Source organism: Paucibacter sp. DJ2R-2, from assembly GCF_025717675.1.
Lineage (GTDB): Bacteria > Pseudomonadota > Gammaproteobacteria > Burkholderiales > Burkholderiaceae_C > Paucibacter_A.
In genome coordinates this window covers 130,710-146,172 of sequence record NZ_JAJIRT010000009.1, presented here as the reverse complement: position 1 = coordinate 146,172, position 15,463 = coordinate 130,710, and the positions used below count along the sequence as shown (strand labels likewise).

Sequence of the window (15,463 nt, the reverse complement as noted above, 5' to 3'; positions counted from 1 at the left end):
TGGGTCTCTGATGCTGAGGTCCGGCTCCCGCATGCTGTTGGCGGGCTTGGTGCTGGTATTGGCTGCATGTGCGGCGCCGGCGCCCAGCAGTTCTGGGCCGCGTACCGACTCTGACCAGACCGATGCGGATCGCCGGGCTGGTGTTCGCTTGGAATTGGCGGCCGGCTATTTCGCGCGCGGTCAGCACAACACGGCGCTGGACGAGATCAAGCAAGCCCTGGCGGTCAAACCGGACATGCGCGAGGCCATCAATTTGCGCGGCCTGGTCTACGCGGCCATGGGTGAGCCCCAGTTGGCGGACGAGAACTTCCGCCGCGCCCTGACGCTCTACCCGCAAGATCCGGACACCCTGCATAACTATGGCTGGCTCTTTTGCCAGCAGCAGCGTTGGGCCGAGGCGAACAGTCGCTTCGACCAGGCCCTGGCCTCGCCCAGCTACCGCGCGCCGGCGCGCACCTACCTGGCCAAGGGCGTCTGTGAAGCGCGTGCGGGCCGCTTGGCCGACGCCGAAGCCAGCCTGGTCAAGGCCTTCGAGTTTGATCCCGCCAATCCGGCCGTGGCCGTCAATCTGGCGGAAGTGCTGTACCGCAATCAGCAGTTCGAGCGGGCCCGCTTCTACATCAATCGCGTCAATGCCCAGTCCGAGCAGAGCAATGCCCAAACCTTGTGGCTGGCGCTGCGCATTGAACGACGCATGAACAATCAAAGTGGCGTGGAGCAGCTCAGCCAGTTGCTGCGCCGCCGCCATCCGCAGTCGCCAGAACTGCAGGCCTTCAACAACGGGCGCTTCGATGAGTGAAGAGGGAGAACGCATGTCTTCGATCCTGAGCGAGGCAGGACTTGGCTCTGGCGCGGCCGCGCCGCGCCAGACTGCCGGCGCCTGGCTGCGCGAGGCACGCCAGCAGCGCGGCCTGCACATCGTTGCCTTGGCCGCCATGCTCAAAGTGCCGCAAGCCAAGCTGGAGGCGCTGGAGGCCGACCGCTGGCAAGAACTGCCGGACACCACCTTTGTGCGGGCCCTGGCCAAGGCGATCTGCCGGGTGCTCAATGTGGACGCAGCACCGGTGCTGGCCTTGCTGCCGAGCAGCGAGGACCGTGAGCTGACCATGTCGCGCGGCCTCAATCAACCATTTCGGGACCGTTCCTCGGGTGACGCCGGCTTCTCGCTGGCGCTGGTGCAGCGTCCGGTGGTCTGGGGCCCGGCCCTGTTGTTGGCCGCTGCGGCGGCGGTCTATCTGATGCCCGCGGGCTGGTTGCCGAGCGGCGGCGGTGTCGGCAGCAGCACTGCTGAGCCCGTCGAAGCCACACCGACTCTGATGCCGCCATCCGCGCTTGAGGCCACACAACAGTCGGCATCGGCTTCGGCTTCAGCTTCGACTGCCAGTCTGCCGGCCTCGGCGCCGACGGCGGCCTTGCTTTCGCTGCCAGTCGCGAGTGCTGTGCCGCTCCCATCCGCGCTCAGTGCTGCCCCTACGCCTGCACCGCTACCCAACGCGGCAGCGCCGACCCGCCCCGTGGCTGCGGCGCCCGAGGCTTTGCCTGTGGCAGCGCCGGCGCCAGGCTCGGTGCCCTTGCAAGTCAAGGTGAGTTCGGAGTCCTGGGTCGAAGTGGTCGACTCTTCGGGGCGAACCTTGCTCTCCAAACTGCTGCGCCCCGGCGATGCCCAGACCCTGCAAGGTCTGCCGCCGCTGCGCGTGCGCGTGGGTAATGTCGCGGGCACTGAACTGATCCTGCGCGGCGAGCCGGTGGACCTGCTTGGGCGCTCCAAGGACAACGTAGCCCGCCTGGAACTCAATTGAATGAACTGATCGAAGCCCATGCCCTTGGCGTGTGGCCGGTATGAACAGCAAAGCAGCAGCACCCACCATGAGCGCATCGCCCGTCCTGCCCAGCCCAGCGCTGGAGCCTTCCATTTCCCAAGCCATTGCGGCCGCCCAGCCGGCTGCGCGTCGTTCGCGCCAGGCCCAGGTTCGTTGGGGTTCGCGCGTGGTCACTGTGGGTGGCGACGCGCCGGTGCGCGTGCAGTCCATGACCAACACCGACACAGTAGACGTGATCGGTACCGCCATACAGATCAAGGAGCTGGCGATCGCCGGCTCGGAGATGGTGCGCATCACGGTCAATACGCCCGAGGCGGCCGAAGCCGTGCCGCACATCCGCGAGCAACTGGACCGCATGGGCATTGACGTGCCCCTGGTCGGTGATTTCCATTACAACGGCCACCGCTTGCTGACCGAATTCCCGGCTATGGCGCAAGCCTTGTCCAAGTACCGCATCAACCCCGGCAATGTGGGCAAGGGCGACAAGAAGGACCGCCAGTTCGCCATGATGATCGAGGCCGCGATCAAGTACGACAAGGTCGTGCGCATCGGCGTCAACTGGGGCAGCCTCGACTCCGAACTGCTGGCTCAGATGATGGACGAGAATGCCGCCCGCGCTGAGCCTTGGGATGCCAAGCAGGTCATGTACCAGGCGCTGATCCAATCGGCCCTGAGTTCGGCCGACTATGCCCGTGAGCTGGGCATGAACCCCGACAACATCATCATCAGCTGCAAGGTCAGCGGCGTGCAGGACCTGATCTCGGTCTACCGTGCGCTCAGCGAGCGCTGCGATTACGCCTTGCACCTGGGTCTGACCGAAGCCGGCATGGGCACCAAGGGCACGGTGGCCTCGGCCACGGCCTTGTCCATCCTGCTGCAGGAAGGCATTGGCGACACCATCCGTGTCTCGCTGACGCCCCAGCCTGGCGAATCTCGCACGCAAGAGGTGGTGGTGGCGCTGGAGATTCTGCAGTCCCTGGGTTTGCGCGCCTTCAACCCCAGCGTGACCGCCTGCCCGGGCTGCGGCCGCACCACCAGCACCACCTTCCAGGAGCTGGCCAAGCAGATCGACGATTTCCTGCGTGAGCAGATGCCGGTCTGGCGCAAGAAGTACCCCGGCGTGGAAAACCTCAAGGTCGCCGTGATGGGCTGCATCGTCAACGGCCCGGGCGAGAGCAAGCACGCCGACATCGGCATCAGCCTGCCGGGCACCGGCGAGGCGCCAGCGGCACCGGTCTTCATTGACGGCGAAAAGGCCCTGACCTTGCGCGGCGAAAACATCGCCAACGAATTCCACGCCTTGGTCGAGAGCTATATCGAAAAGCGCTTCGGCGCTGTGCAAGCGGCTTGAGTGCCGGCATTGCTTGAAAAGAAGAACCCCGCGAATTCCACACCCATGAGTGAACCGAAGAAGTTGCCCCAGTTGCAAGCCGTCAAGGGCATGAACGACATCCTGCCGCCGGACTCGGCGCGCTGGGAATGGCTGGAAGCCCAGATGCGCAGCGTGCTGCAGCGCTACGGCTACCAGAATGTGCGCACGCCCATCGTCGAGCCCACGGCTTTGTTCGTGCGCGGTATCGGCGAGGTGACCGACATCGTCGAAAAAGAGATGTACGCCTTCGAAGACCGAGCCGACAAGCATGGCCAGGCCGAGCATCTGGCCCTGCGCCCGGAGATGACGGCCGGCGTGGTGCGCGCCATGATCGAGCATTCTTTCCTGCGCGACTCGGGCCGCCGCCTCTACTACTTCGGCCCCATGTTCCGCCGCGAAAAGCCGCAGAAGGGCCGTTACCGGCAATTCCATCAGATGGGTGTCGAGGCCCTGGGTTTTGCCGGCCCCGATGTCGACGCCGAAGTGATCTTGATGGGCAGCCGCCTTTTGCGCGAGCTGGGCTTGAAGGATGGCGAGCATGTCAGCTTGGAGCTGAACTGCCTGGGCGAAGCGGCCGAGCGCCGCGCTCACCGCGAGGCCTTGATCGCCCACCTGGAGGCGCACAAGGACCTGCTCGACGAAGACAGCCAGCGCCGCCTCTACACCAACCCATTGCGCGTGCTGGACACCAAGAACCCGGCCTTGCAGGAAATGGCCAATGCGGCGCCGCAGCTGCTCGATTTCCTGGGCGAGGCCTCGCTGGCGCATTTCAACGGCGTGCGCGCCATCCTCGATGCCGCAGGCGTGGCTTACCGCATCAACCCGCGCTTGGTGCGCGGTCTGGACTACTACAACCTGACCGTGTTCGAGTGGGTCACCGACAAGCTGGGCTCGCAAGGCACGGTCTGCGGTGGCGGCCGCTACGATGGCCTGATCGAGCAACTGGGTGGCAAGGCCACGCCGGCCGTGGGCTTCGGCATGGGCATGGAGCGCATGCTGCTCTTGCTCGAAGAAGTGGGCGTGGCGCCGGCTGCGCCGACCCCGCATGCCTACGCCATCGTGCCCTCGGCGAACGGCCTGGCCCAGGTCATGGTGGCGCTGGAGGCCCTGCGGGGCGCCGGCGTCAGCGTGGTCTTGCACCCGGGGCAGAGCAGCATGAAGTCGCAGTTCAAGAAGGCCGATGCCAGCGGCGCGGCCTTTGCCTTGATCTTCGGCGAGGACGAAGTCGCCCGTGGTGAAGTGGCCGTCAAGCCGCTCCGCCAGGGAATGCAACCCGAGGGGGCGGCGCAGTACACCCGCAGCATTTCGTCGGCGGCCGACTGGGCAGCCGAGCTGCTCAACGCATAATCGCGGCCTTCCTCCCGTTTTCACCACCGCAATCCGAGAATCTTTCATTCATGGCGTCGCATCTCGATCTCGAAGAACAAGAACAGCTGGACCAGCTGAAGGCTTTCTGGAAAACCTGGGGCAATCTGATCACCTGGGCGTTGACCATCGCTCTGGCCGCTTATGCGGGTTGGAACGGCTGGAACTACTACCAGCGTGACCAGGCTGCCAAGGCCGCGGCCATGTATGACGAGCTGGACCGTGCCGTGCAGGCCGGCGATGCCGACAAGGCCGGCCGCGTGTTCACCGATCTGAAGGATCGTTATCCCGGCACCAGCTATGCCGCGCAGGCTGCGCTGCAAGCAGCCAAGGCTCAGTTCGACAAGGGTCAAGCCGATGCTGCCCGTGCCAGCCTGAGCTGGGCTGCCAGCACGGCTTCGCAAGAGGCGGTGCGTGATCTGGCCCGCCTGCGCCTGGCTGGCTTGCAGTTGGATGCCAAGCAGTACGACGAAGCGGGCAAGACGCTGGATGCCATCAAGTCGCCGGATTTCCTGTCCTTGCAGGCCGACCGCCGCGGTGACCTGCTGGTCCTGCAATCCAAGCCTGACTTGGCCCGTGCCGAGTACCAGAAGGCCTATGCGGCCCTGGAAAAGAACCAGGACTATCGCCGCCTGATCGAAGCCAAGCTGAGCACCCTGGGCGTGGCTCCGGCCGCCGAAGATGCGGCAGCTGCGGGAGCCGCCAAGTGAAGCGCGCCTTGAAGCTGCCGGGCCTGCGCGCCGGCCTGCTGGCGCTGGCCGCGGCTGCTGTGCTGACCGGGCTGTCGGGCTGCTCGATCTTCGGCTCCTCCAACGCGCCCAAGCCGGCGCCGCTGGAGACCTTGAGCCCGAGCATTGCTGGACGGGTGGTTTGGAGTGCGCGTGTCGACGCGGTCCAGTTCCCCTTGTCGATCTCAGCACGGGGCGAGCAGTTCGTGGTCGCGGGCAGCGGCGGCGTGGTGGAGGCCTTGAACGCGCAGGACGGTCGCTCCATGTGGCGCGTTGAAGTGGGCCAAAAGCTCAATGCCGGCGTCGGCAGCGACGGGCGCTTCGCCTCCGTGGTGACGCGCGAGAACGAAGTCGTCGTGCTTGAAGCTGGCCGTGTGCTGTGGCGCAAGCCGCTGCCCAGCGCGGTGCTGGCGGCGCCCTTGGTCGCCGGCGAGCGCGTGTTCGTGCTGACCGTGGACCGTCAAGTGCTGGCCTTCGACGCACTCGATGGCCGCGCGCTCTGGACCCTGCGCCGCCCCGGTGAACCTCTGACCCTGGCTCAGCCTGGCGTGATCGCTGCCTTCAAGGACACCTTGATCGTCGGCCAGGGCCCGCGCATGGCAGGTATCGATCCCTTGCGCGGTACCGTGCGCTGGGAGGCCAGCGTGGCCAACCCGCGCGGCACCAATGAAGTCGAGCGCCTGGCCGATCTGGTGGCGCCGTCTTTCCGTCAGGGCGATCTGATCTGCGCGCGCGCCTTTCAGTCGGCCGTCGGTTGCGTCAATGCCGAGCGCGGCAGTGTTCTGTGGAGCCGCAATGTCGGCGGCATGAATGGCATTGGTGGCGACGCCACCGCCGTGGTGGCTGCGGACGCCTCTGACCGTCTGACCGCTTGGAGCTTGGCCAATGGTGATGTGCTCTGGACGGCCGATCAATTCCAGAACCGCCGCCTCAGCGCACCGCTGGTCGTGGGCAAGAATGTGGTAGTCGGCGATTTCGAGGGCCAGGTGCATTTCCTGGACCGGGTGAGTGGCAAGACCGAGTTGCGCCTGCCGACCGATGGCTCGGCCATCCAGTCGGCGCCGGTGGTGCTGGGCAACACCATTTTGGTGGCCACACGCAATGGCGGCCTGTTCGCCTTGCGGCCTGAGTAAGACCCCGGCTTGACCGGCTTTGAACCCCTAGCAGTGAGAACAATAAAAATATGAAACCCGTCATCGCCCTGGTCGGACGCCCCAATGTGGGCAAGTCCACGCTCTTCAACCGGCTGACCAAGAGCCGGGATGCCATCGTGGCCGACTTTGCCGGGCTGACGCGCGACCGCCACTACGGCGACGGCCGCCTCGGGGACCGTGAGTTCATCGTCATCGACACCGGCGGCTTCGAGCCTGACAGCACCACAGGCATCGTCAAGGAAATGGCCAAGCAGACTCGCCAGGCCGTGGCGGAGGCTGACGCGGTGGTCTTTGTGGTCGATGTGCGCCTGGGCCTGTCGGCTCAGGACAGCGACATCGCCCGCTATCTGCGTCAAGCCAACAAGCGCATCTTCCTGGCTGTGAACAAGGCCGAGGGCATGAGCGAGTCGCCTCTGCTGGGTGAGTTCCATGAGTTGGGGCTGGGCGAGCCGCATCCGATTTCTGCCTCGCACGGCCAAGGCATCCGCAGCCTGCTGGAAGTGGTGCTGGAGCCCTTTGAATTCGAGGAAGACGAAGAGGCCACGCCCGAGAACGACGGCGTCATTCGCCTCGCCGTGGCCGGCCGCCCCAATGTGGGCAAGAGCACCTTGATCAACACCTGGCTCGGTGAGGAGCGTCTGGTGGCCTTCGACATGCCGGGCACCACGCGTGATGCCATTAGCGTGCCCTTCGAGCGCAATGGCCAGCAGTTTCAGCTGATCGACACCGCCGGTCTGCGTCGCAAGGGCAAGGTGTTTGAGGCGATCGAGAAGTTCTCGGTGGTCAAGACTCTGCAGGCCATCGCTGATGCCAATGTCGTGCTGCTGCTGCTGGATGCCACCCAAGGCGTGTCCGACCAGGACGCGCACATCGCCGGCTACATTCTGGAAAGCGGCCGCGCCGTGGTGCTGGCCGTCAACAAATGGGATGCCATCGACAGCTATCAGCGCGAGCAGCTGCAGCGCTCGATCGAGCAGCGCTTGGCGTTTTTGAAGTTCGCGCCGATCCACAACATCTCGGCACTCAAGCGCCAGGGCCTGGGCCCGCTCTGGGGTGCGCTGGCCGATGCCTATGCTTCGGCCTACCGCAAGATGACCACGCCAGTGCTGACCCGTTTGATTCAGGAAGCGGTGGAGCACCAAACACCCAAACGCAGCGGCCATTTCCGACCCAAGCTGCGCTATGCGCACCAAGGCGGCATGAATCCGCCCCTGGTGATCGTGCACGGCAACTCCCTGGAAGGCGTGACCGAGGTCTACAAGCGTTACCTGGAAGGCCGCATCCGCGCTCACTACAAGCTGGTGGGTACGCCCATGCGCATCGAAATGCGTTCGTCCAAGAATCCTTTCAGCGACAAAGACAGCTGAAACGGGGCCGGGCGGTGCGGCAGCGTTGCCGGTCGGCCTGTGTTAAGGTGATCGGCGTTCCCTTCAAATCCCTCTCACAACACGGAGCATATCGTGAGCAATAAAGGCCAACTCCTGCAAGATCCCTTCCTGAACCTGCTGCGCAAGGAGCATGTGCCGGTGTCCATCTACCTGGTCAACGGCATCAAGCTGCAAGGACATATTGAGTCCTTCGACCAGTACGTGGTCCTGCTGCGCAACACGGTCACGCAAATGGTCTACAAGCACGCCATCTCTACGGTGGTGCCGGGTCGCGCGGTGAACTTCCATACCGCCGACAGCGCTGAAGAAGCGAACTGAACCCTGGGCTTTTGCCCCTTGCCCTCACCTTGAGTTCCGCTGACTCCACCCACACGACGCCGCCTTCTGAGGCGGCGCGTGCCATTCTTGTGGGCGTTGATTTTGGTCGCCACGCCAAGTCTTCGTTTGCATCCACGTTCGACCCCACCCTGGATGAATTGGCCTTGCTGGCCGAATCCGCTGGCGACACGCCGGTGGCGCGGGTGATTGCTCGCCGCCAGGCGCCCGATGCGGCGCTCTTCGTCGGCTCGGGCAAGGCCGATGAGATCAAGCTGCTGGTGCAGATGCACCAAGCGCATACGGTGCTGTTCGACCAGGCGATCTCGCCGGCTCAGCAACGCAATCTTGAGCGGGTGCTGGGCGTGCCTGTGGCCGACCGCACGGCCCTGATCCTCGAGATCTTCGCGGCGCGCGCGAAGAGCCATGAGGGCAAGATGCAGGTTGAGCTCGCTCGTCTGCAATACCTGGCGACCCGCTTGGTGCGCCGATGGAGCCATCTGGAGCGCCAGAGCGGCGGCATCGGTATGCGCGGCGGCCCTGGCGAAGCGCAGATCGAGTTGGATCGGCGCATGATCGATGACCGCATCAAGGCCATCAAGGAAAAGCTCAAGAAGGTGCAGCGTCAGCGTAGCACCCAGCAGCGGGCCCGTGCCCGCAACAGCGTGTTCCGCGTCTCCCTGGTCGGCTACACCAATGCCGGCAAGTCCACCCTGTTCAATGCGCTGGTCAAGGCTCGCACCTACGCGGCCGACCAGTTGTTCGCCACCCTGGATACGACCACGCGTTCGCTCTATCTGGAGCAAGCAGGGACCAGCGTGTCCCTGTCCGACACCGTGGGCTTCATCCGCGATCTGCCGCACAAGCTCGTCGAGGCCTTCCGTGCCACGCTTCAGGAGGCCGCCGATGCCGACCTGCTGCTGCACGTGGTCGATGCCGCCTCGCCGGTCTTGGAAGAGCAGATGCTCGAGGTTGAGCGTGTGCTGGAAGACATCGGCGCCGCTCACATTCCTCAGATCCTGGTCTACAACAAGCAGGACATGCTTGAGGAGAGCCAGCGCCCGCGCACCGGATTCGACTGGATTGAACGCCAGAGCGAAGACAGCGTCGGTATGCGTGTGCCGCGCGTGTTCGTCAGTGCACTGGATGGCAGCGGTCTTGACATCCTGCGCGAGCAAATCGTCCAGGCCTTGTTGCTGCAGCGCCCGGCCGACTTGAATTCCAAAGAGTTCACCCCAGATACAGCGGCGGACTCCGAACGGCTTGATTTCGAAGACTCCGACAACCCGCAGGCAGACGTCGATTTTGACGATCCCGCCGCCACTCAATCCACACAGGCATGAGCATGAACACCTACGAGCGCGTGAGCCCCGAGCGGCCCGTGATGAGCAGCCCCGCTGCCGGCCGCATCAAGCCTCTGGCGGCGGCTGCTGCCGCCTTGCTACGTGGCCTCATGCCGCAAGGCTGGCAGGCCGGTCGCACGTTGAACAACAACGGTCGCAATGACGGCCCGCCCGATCTGGACGAGCTGTGGCGCGATTTCAATCGCAAGCTGTCCGGCATGTTTGGCGGCAAGCCCTCGGGCGGCGGTCAAGGTGGCGGCGGCGACGCTGGCGGCGGCAACAACTTCCAGCCGGACATGAAGAGCGCGGGTGTCGGCGCACTGTTGATCGGCGGCGTGGTGCTGGTGGGTTGGCTGGGCAGCGGCTTCTTCATCGTGCAGGAAGGCCAGCAGGGGGTGATCACCTCCTTTGGCAAGTACAGCAAGACCGTCGATGCGGGCTTCCAGTGGCGGCTGCCCTTTCCCTTCCAGGCCAGCGAAGTCGTGGCTGTGACCCAGTTGCGGCAGGTCGAGGTCGGGCGCAATTCGGTGGTGGCTGCCACCGGCCTGCGTGATTCATCGATGCTGACGCAGGACGAGAACATCGTCGACATCCGCTTCACCGTGCAGTTCACGCTCAAGGATGCGCGTGACTTCCTGTTCGAGAACCGCGATCCGGAGGCGGCGGTGACGCTGGCTGCCGAGTCGGCCGTGCGCGAAATCGTCGGCAAGAGCAATATGGACTCGGTGCTGTACGAGCAACGCGATGCGATTGCCGCTGAACTGGTCAAGTCGGTGCAGGTCCAGATGGATCGCCTCAAGGCCGGCGTGTTGATCAAAAACGTCAATGTCCAGAATGTGCAGGCGCCCGAGCAGGTGCAGGCTGCGTTTGACGACGCTTTCAAGGCCGGCGCCGACCGTGAGCGCCTGAAGAACGAAGGCCAGGCCTACGCCAACGACGTGATTCCCAAGGCTCAGGGCACTTCGGCGCGTCTGCGCGAAGAGGCTGAAGGCTACAAGGCACGCGTGGTGGCTCAGGCTGAAGGTGATGCGCAGCGTTTCAAGAGCGTGCTCAGCGAGTACCAGAAGGCGCCGGGCGTGACCCGCGACCGCCTCTACACCGACACCATGCAGCAGGTCTATTCCAACGTCAGCAAGGTCATGGTTGACAGCCGCAACGGCTCCAATCTGCTCTATCTGCCGCTCGATAAATTGATCCAGCAGGCCGGAGGTACGGTCACGGCCACGCCGCCTGCTGCGGTGCCGACCACCGAGGCCCCGGCTACCGTGGGCAATACCGATATGCGTTCGCGCGACGGCTTGCGCAGCCGCGACGGACGTTGAGACCAGGGAGTGTTGAGATGAACCGTATTGCCTCCGTCGCTGTCGGCGCCTTGATCGCCTTCATGTTGGCCAGCTCCATGCTCTTCATCGTCGACCAGCGCCAGTTCGCGGTCGTCTATGCCCTGGGTGAAATCAAGGATGTGATCACCGAACCGGGTTTGAAGTTCAAGCTGCCGCCGCCGCTGCAGAACGCGGTGCTGTTGGACCGCCGGGTGCAGACCCTGGACAGCCCCGAATCGCGCCCCATTTTCACGGCCGAGAAGAAGAGCCTGGTGATTGACTGGCTGGTCAAATGGCGTGTCTCCGAGCCGCGTCAGTTCATTCGCAACAACGGCTCCGACATGCGCAATGTCGAGAACCGTTTGAGCCCCATCGTCCAGGCAGCCTTCAACGAGGAAGTGACCAAGCGGACCGTGCTGGCGGTGCTGGCCACCGAGCGCGAGAAGGTCATGAATGATGTGCGCAAGCGTCTGGAAGACGAGGCCAAGCAGTTCGGTATCGAGATCGTCGATGTGCGCATCAAGCGCGTGGACTTCTCCGCCAACATCACCGATTCCGTATATCGCCGCATGGAGTCCGAGCGCAAGCGCGTGGCCAATGAGCTGCGCTCCACGGGCGGCGCTGACGGTGAGAAGATTCGCGCCGATGCCGATCGCCAGCGCGAGGTGATCGTCGCCGAAGCCTATCGTGATGCGCAAAAGGTCAAGGGTGAGGGCGATGCCAAGGCGTCCGCTCTGTATGCCGAAGCTTTTGGCCGTGACCCGCAATTTGCCCAGTTCTACCGTCAGCTCGAGGCCTACCGCAGCAGCTTCCGCAACAAGTCCGATGTGATGGTGGTTGACCCGGGCAGTGATTTCTTCAAGGCCATGCGTGGCTCCGGCGGCGCGGGTCAGGCGCCGGCACCTGCGCGCAAGTGAGTGCGGGTAGGCCGTGGGTGGCAACAGCCTGCTGACCGTGCTGGCCTTGATGCTGGTGATTGAAGGCTTGCTGCCTTTATTGAGCCCAGCAGCTTGGCGGCAGGTCTTCGCGCGCATGTTGGCCATGAGTGACGGGCAGATCCGCTTTGTCGGTCTGATCAGTCTGCTGGCCGGGCTCACGGCACTGTAGTGGATTTCGCAGTGAAGGCAGATTGAGTCGCGCGCTTGTCACGCGAATGCGCTGGGTTTACGGGCAATCCGGCCGTGAGGCCGGTACAATGCGTTTTTAACCCCCTCCCGAATCCCCATGGCCTCTGCTTGGCTGCTGCCCGAGCATATTGCTGACGTCCTGCCCTCCCAGGCTCGCCGCATCGAAGAACTTCGGCGCGAACTCCTGGACATGGCCCGCAGCTACGGTTGCGAGCTGGTGATGCCGCCGCTGCTGGAGCATCTGGACTCGCTGCTCTCCGGGACCGGCCATGCGCTGGACCTGCAAACTTTCAAGCTGGTGGATCAGCTCTCGGGCCGCAGCCTGGGACTGCGTGCCGACACGACGCCCCAGGTTGCCCGCATCGACGCACACTTGCTGAACCGAGCCGGTGTGACCCGTCTGTGTTACTGCGGCCCGGTGCTACACACCCGGCCCGCCGGCTTGCATGCCACGCGCGAGCCGCTGCAGTTCGGCATCGAAATCTATGGCCACGCCGGTCTTGAGGCTGACCTTGAAGTCCTGGAATTGGCGCTCGATGCCGTCCAGCACGCGGGTCTGAAGCAGGCCACCTTGGACATGGGTGATGCCCGCCTGGTGCGCGGCGTGCTGGCTGATGTGTCGTTGGCACCGGCCCAACTCGATGCGCTGGTGGCCGCCATGGCCAGCAAGGATGCGGGCGCGCTGGCAGCCTTGGCGGCGGATCTGCCCGCTTCGGTACAAGGGTACCTGCATAGTCTGCTGTCACTGTTCGGCGGTGTCGAGGTGCTGGCGCGTGCGCGCGAGCAGCTTCCGGCTCACCCCTTGATCGCCGCGGCGCTCGATGATCTGCAATGGTTGGCGCTGCATCTGCAGCACAGTCATCCAGATATCCGCATTGGCTTTGATCTGGCGGATCTCACCGGCTATGCCTACTACAGCGGCGTGCGTTTCGCGCTGTATGCCGCGGGCTTCAGCGATGCTGTCTTGCGCGGTGGACGCTATGACGAGGTGGGCGCGGTGTTCGGTCGGCGGCGCCCGGCCGTGGGTTTCAGTCTGGACCTGAAAACACTCGAGGCCTTGAGCCCTGCCAGCCCCTTGCGGGCGGCAGTGCGTGCGCCTTGGGGCGAAGATGCCGAGCTGCGGGCTGCGGTGCGGCGTCTGCGCGAAGCGGGTGAAACCGTGGTGTGCGTGCTGCCAGGGCACGAGCACGAAGGCGACGAATTCGACTGCGACCGGGAACTGGCGCTGGTCGACACTCAGTGGGTGGTGCGCGCGCTTTGAGCCGCGTGTCGCCAGGATTTACTTTTGATCATCGGGTTATCAAGATGAATAGCGAAATCGCTCGTGGCCGCAATGTGGTTGTTGTGGGCACTCAATGGGGTGACGAAGGCAAGGGCAAGGTGGTCGACTGGATGACCGATCACGCGCAAGGCGTGGTGCGTTTCCAGGGCGGCCACAATGCCGGGCACACCTTGGTCATCAAGGGTGTGAAGACGGCATTGCAATTGATCCCCTCGGGCATCATGCGTGACGGCGTGGCCTGCTACATCGGCAACGGTGTGGTGGTGGACCCCACCCACCTGCTGGGCGAGATCGAGCGCCTGGAAAAAGCCGGTGTGGAAGTGCGTTCGCGCCTGTTCATCAGCGAATCCTGCCCGCTGATCCTGCCCTTCCATGTGGAAGTGGACAAAGCTCGCGAAGCCCTGCGTGAAAGCAGCGGCGCCGGCAAGATCGGCACCACCGGCAAGGGCATCGGCCCGGCCTATGAGGACAAAGTGGCTCGTCGTGCCCTGCGCGTGCAGGACCTCAAGCATCCCGATCGCTTTGCCAAGAAGCTGCGTGAGTTGCTCGACCTGCATAACTTTGCACTCAGTGGTTACCTGAACGCCACCGCGCTCGAGTTCCAGCCCATCTTCGACCAGGCCATGAAGATGGCTGAGGTGATCAAGCCCATGATGGCTGATGTGGGTTACATGATTCACAAGGCTCACCTGGCGGGCGCCAACATCCTGTTCGAAGGCGCTCAAGGCACGCTGCTGGACATCGACCACGGCACCTATCCTTACGTCACATCCAGCAACTGCGTGGCCGGCAATGCCGCCGCCGGTGCCGGCGTTGGTCCACAGATGCTGCACTACATGCTGGGCATCACCAAGGCTTACACCACCCGTGTCGGCTCTGGCCCGTTCCCGACCGAGTTGGAGTGGGAAAAAGAGGGTACCGTCGGCCATCATCTGGCCACTGTCGGCCAGGAGCGTGGCACGGTGACAGGCCGCGCCCGCCGTTGCGGTTGGTTTGATGCGGCTGCTCTCAAGCGCTCGGTCATCATCAATGGCATCACCGGCCTGTGCATCACCAAGCTCGACGTGCTGGACGGCCTGAGCGAGATCAAGATGTGCGTGGGCTACAAGCTGGCCGACGGCCGCGTGCTCGACATCCTGCCGCTGGATGGTGATGAAATCGTCGGCAGCGAGGCCATCTATGAAACCTTCCCGGGTTGGACCGAGACCACGTTCGGCGTGACGGCCTGGGATGCCTTGCCGCAGAATGCCCGCAATTACTTGCAGCGCATCAAGGAAGTCATTGGCGCGCCGATTGATATGGTCTCGACCGGACCGGACCGCGAGCACACCATCCTGCTCCGTCATCCCTACACGGCTTGATCCGATCCCTTGCCTAGCTTTGGGCATTTCTTTAGTTTTCTGAGCCTCACCCGCCCACTCCACAGGAGAAACCATCCATGTTGACCGACGACGGCAAGCATCTGTACGTGTCCTGGGACGAATACCACATGCTGACCGAGCGCCTGGCGCTCAAGATCCACGCTTCCGGTTGGGAGTTCGATCAGATTCTTTGCCTCGCCCGTGGCGGCATGCGCCCTGGTGACGTGCTGTCCCGCGTGTTCGACAAGCCGCTGGGCATCATGTCCACCAGCTCCTACCGTGCCGAAGCCGGCACCATCCAGGGGCGCCTGGACATTGCCAAGTACATCACCATGCCCAAGGGCGAGTTGGCCGGCCGAGTGCTGCTGGTGGACGATCTCGCCGACTCCGGCGTGACGCTCAAGGCTGTGGTTGAGCGTTTGCGCGGCATGCCGGCGATCAGCGAACTGCGTTCGGCCGTGATCTGGACCAAGGGTGTGTCCAGCTACACGCCGGACTACTATGTCGAAATGCTGGACACCAGCCCCTGGATCCACCAGCCTTTCGAAGAGTACGACGACATGCGCCCTGATGCGCTGGCCAAGAAGTTTGTTGTCTGAGCCTACGCTGCAGGCCATGCAAAAAGCCGGCGACGCTGACCTTCTGCAGGTCGGCGTCGGCCGGCTTTTCTCTTTTGACCGCGCTGCCCCTAGCTTTTGGGGCGCGAGAATGACAAAGGCCGGTATCTTTCGATACTGGCCTTTGATGGATTTGGTGCCCAGGAGAGGACTCGAACCTCCACGGAGTTACCCGCTAGTACCTGAAACTAGTGCGTCTACCAATTCCGCCACCTGGGCAAGGTTCAAAGCTTTGCTCTCAAGAATGATCTTTTGAGTAAGCCCTGACG

Annotated in this window: 15 protein-coding genes and 1 tRNA gene; 15 read left to right on the top strand and 1 reads right to left on the bottom strand. The window is 63.9% G+C overall.

Annotated elements, in window-relative coordinates; genetic code table 11:
* Positions 1-31: 31 nt before the first annotated feature.
* The 15 genes from pilW to LNV28_RS19360 all read left to right on the top strand — a co-directional run bounded on the left by pilW (position 32) and on the right by LNV28_RS19360 (position 15,176).
* Complete coding sequence (gene pilW, locus LNV28_RS19430; protein WP_263569032.1) at positions 32-799, top strand: type IV pilus biogenesis/stability protein PilW; 768 nt, start codon at positions 32-34, stop codon at positions 797-799.
* A gap of 13 nt (positions 800-812) precedes the next feature.
* A complete protein-coding gene (locus tag LNV28_RS19425) occupies positions 813-1,799 on the top strand; it encodes a helix-turn-helix domain-containing protein (protein ID WP_263519527.1) in 987 nt (328 codons plus the stop codon).
* 67 nt (positions 1,800-1,866) lie between these two features.
* Positions 1,867-3,171: a flavodoxin-dependent (E)-4-hydroxy-3-methylbut-2-enyl-diphosphate synthase gene (gene ispG / locus LNV28_RS19420; RefSeq protein ID WP_263519528.1), complete on the top strand. Its 1,305-nt coding sequence runs from the start codon at positions 1,867-1,869 to the stop codon at positions 3,169-3,171.
* Between the two features lie 45 nt (positions 3,172-3,216).
* The gene (gene hisS, locus LNV28_RS19415; RefSeq protein ID WP_263519529.1) at positions 3,217-4,539 is read left to right on the top strand and encodes a histidine--tRNA ligase; all 1,323 of its coding nucleotides are present in this window, start codon (positions 3,217-3,219) and stop codon (positions 4,537-4,539) included.
* Positions 4,540-4,589: 50 nt separating this feature from the next.
* Entirely contained in the window at positions 4,590-5,267 is a 678-nt protein-coding gene (locus LNV28_RS19410; RefSeq protein WP_263519531.1) for a YfgM family protein, read from the top strand.
* Positions 5,264-6,418, top strand: a complete 1,155-nt coding sequence (bamB, locus tag LNV28_RS19405) for an outer membrane protein assembly factor BamB (protein WP_263519532.1) — start codon at positions 5,264-5,266, stop codon at positions 6,416-6,418. Before LNV28_RS19410 ends, bamB begins: the two co-directional genes overlap by 4 nt.
* Positions 6,419-6,468: 50 nt before the next feature.
* Positions 6,469-7,806 (top strand): ribosome biogenesis GTPase Der, encoded by a 1,338-nt coding sequence (der, locus tag LNV28_RS19400; RefSeq protein WP_263519534.1) that lies wholly within the window; start codon positions 6,469-6,471, stop codon positions 7,804-7,806.
* A gap of 93 nt (positions 7,807-7,899) precedes the next feature.
* The gene (gene hfq, locus LNV28_RS19395) at positions 7,900-8,145 is read left to right on the top strand and encodes an RNA chaperone Hfq (protein WP_263519536.1); all 246 of its coding nucleotides are present in this window, start codon (positions 7,900-7,902) and stop codon (positions 8,143-8,145) included.
* 29 nt (positions 8,146-8,174) lie between these two features.
* Positions 8,175-9,485 (top strand): GTPase HflX, encoded by a 1,311-nt coding sequence (hflX, locus tag LNV28_RS19390; protein WP_411969997.1) that lies wholly within the window; start codon positions 8,175-8,177, stop codon positions 9,483-9,485.
* Between the two features lie 110 nt (positions 9,486-9,595).
* The gene (gene hflK / locus LNV28_RS19385) at positions 9,596-10,807 is read left to right on the top strand and encodes an FtsH protease activity modulator HflK (RefSeq protein WP_263519683.1); all 1,212 of its coding nucleotides are present in this window, start codon (positions 9,596-9,598) and stop codon (positions 10,805-10,807) included.
* Between the two features lie 17 nt (positions 10,808-10,824).
* Positions 10,825-11,724 (top strand): protease modulator HflC, encoded by a 900-nt coding sequence (hflC, locus tag LNV28_RS19380; RefSeq protein ID WP_263519538.1) that lies wholly within the window; start codon positions 10,825-10,827, stop codon positions 11,722-11,724.
* Positions 11,725-11,737: 13 nt separating this feature from the next.
* Positions 11,738-11,914: a DUF2065 domain-containing protein gene (locus LNV28_RS19375; RefSeq protein WP_263519540.1), complete on the top strand. Its 177-nt coding sequence runs from the start codon at positions 11,738-11,740 to the stop codon at positions 11,912-11,914.
* 117 nt (positions 11,915-12,031) lie between these two features.
* Positions 12,032-13,195 (top strand): ATP phosphoribosyltransferase regulatory subunit, encoded by a 1,164-nt coding sequence (locus LNV28_RS19370; RefSeq protein ID WP_263519542.1) that lies wholly within the window; start codon positions 12,032-12,034, stop codon positions 13,193-13,195.
* A 44-nt stretch (positions 13,196-13,239) separates the two neighbouring features.
* Positions 13,240-14,577, top strand: a complete 1,338-nt coding sequence (locus tag LNV28_RS19365; RefSeq protein ID WP_263519544.1) for an adenylosuccinate synthase — start codon at positions 13,240-13,242, stop codon at positions 14,575-14,577.
* 77 nt (positions 14,578-14,654) lie between these two features.
* Positions 14,655-15,176, top strand: a complete 522-nt coding sequence (locus LNV28_RS19360) for a phosphoribosyltransferase (RefSeq protein WP_263519546.1) — start codon at positions 14,655-14,657, stop codon at positions 15,174-15,176.
* Between the two features lie 152 nt (positions 15,177-15,328).
* Here LNV28_RS19360 and LNV28_RS19355 read toward each other — a convergent pair.
* A tRNA-Leu gene (locus tag LNV28_RS19355) sits at positions 15,329-15,413 on the bottom strand.
* Between the last annotated feature and the right edge of the window lie 50 nt (positions 15,414-15,463).

What these genes read in the sequence shown, in the direction of transcription:
- LNV28_RS19360 (WP_263519546.1), top strand. Translation starts at nt 14,655, where the DNA reads ATGTTGACCGACGACGGCAAGCATCTGTACGTGTCCTGGGACGAATAC.
- hflC (WP_263519538.1), top strand. Translation starts at nt 10,825, where the DNA reads ATGAACCGTATTGCCTCCGTCGCTGTCGGCGCCTTGATCGCCTTCATG.
- LNV28_RS19410 (WP_263519531.1), top strand. Translation starts at nt 4,590, where the DNA reads ATGGCGTCGCATCTCGATCTCGAAGAACAAGAACAGCTGGACCAGCTG.
- LNV28_RS19370 (WP_263519542.1), top strand. Translation starts at nt 12,032, where the DNA reads ATGGCCTCTGCTTGGCTGCTGCCCGAGCATATTGCTGACGTCCTGCCC.
- LNV28_RS19425 (WP_263519527.1), top strand. Translation starts at nt 813, where the DNA reads ATGTCTTCGATCCTGAGCGAGGCAGGACTTGGCTCTGGCGCGGCCGCG.
- ispG (WP_263519528.1), top strand. Translation starts at nt 1,867, where the DNA reads ATGAGCGCATCGCCCGTCCTGCCCAGCCCAGCGCTGGAGCCTTCCATT.
- hisS (WP_263519529.1), top strand. Translation starts at nt 3,217, where the DNA reads ATGAGTGAACCGAAGAAGTTGCCCCAGTTGCAAGCCGTCAAGGGCATG.
- LNV28_RS19365 (WP_263519544.1), top strand. Translation starts at nt 13,240, where the DNA reads ATGAATAGCGAAATCGCTCGTGGCCGCAATGTGGTTGTTGTGGGCACT.
- pilW (WP_263569032.1), top strand. Translation starts at nt 32, where the DNA reads ATGCTGTTGGCGGGCTTGGTGCTGGTATTGGCTGCATGTGCGGCGCCG.
- hflK (WP_263519683.1), top strand. Translation starts at nt 9,596, where the DNA reads ATGCCGCAAGGCTGGCAGGCCGGTCGCACGTTGAACAACAACGGTCGC.
- der (WP_263519534.1), top strand. Translation starts at nt 6,469, where the DNA reads ATGAAACCCGTCATCGCCCTGGTCGGACGCCCCAATGTGGGCAAGTCC.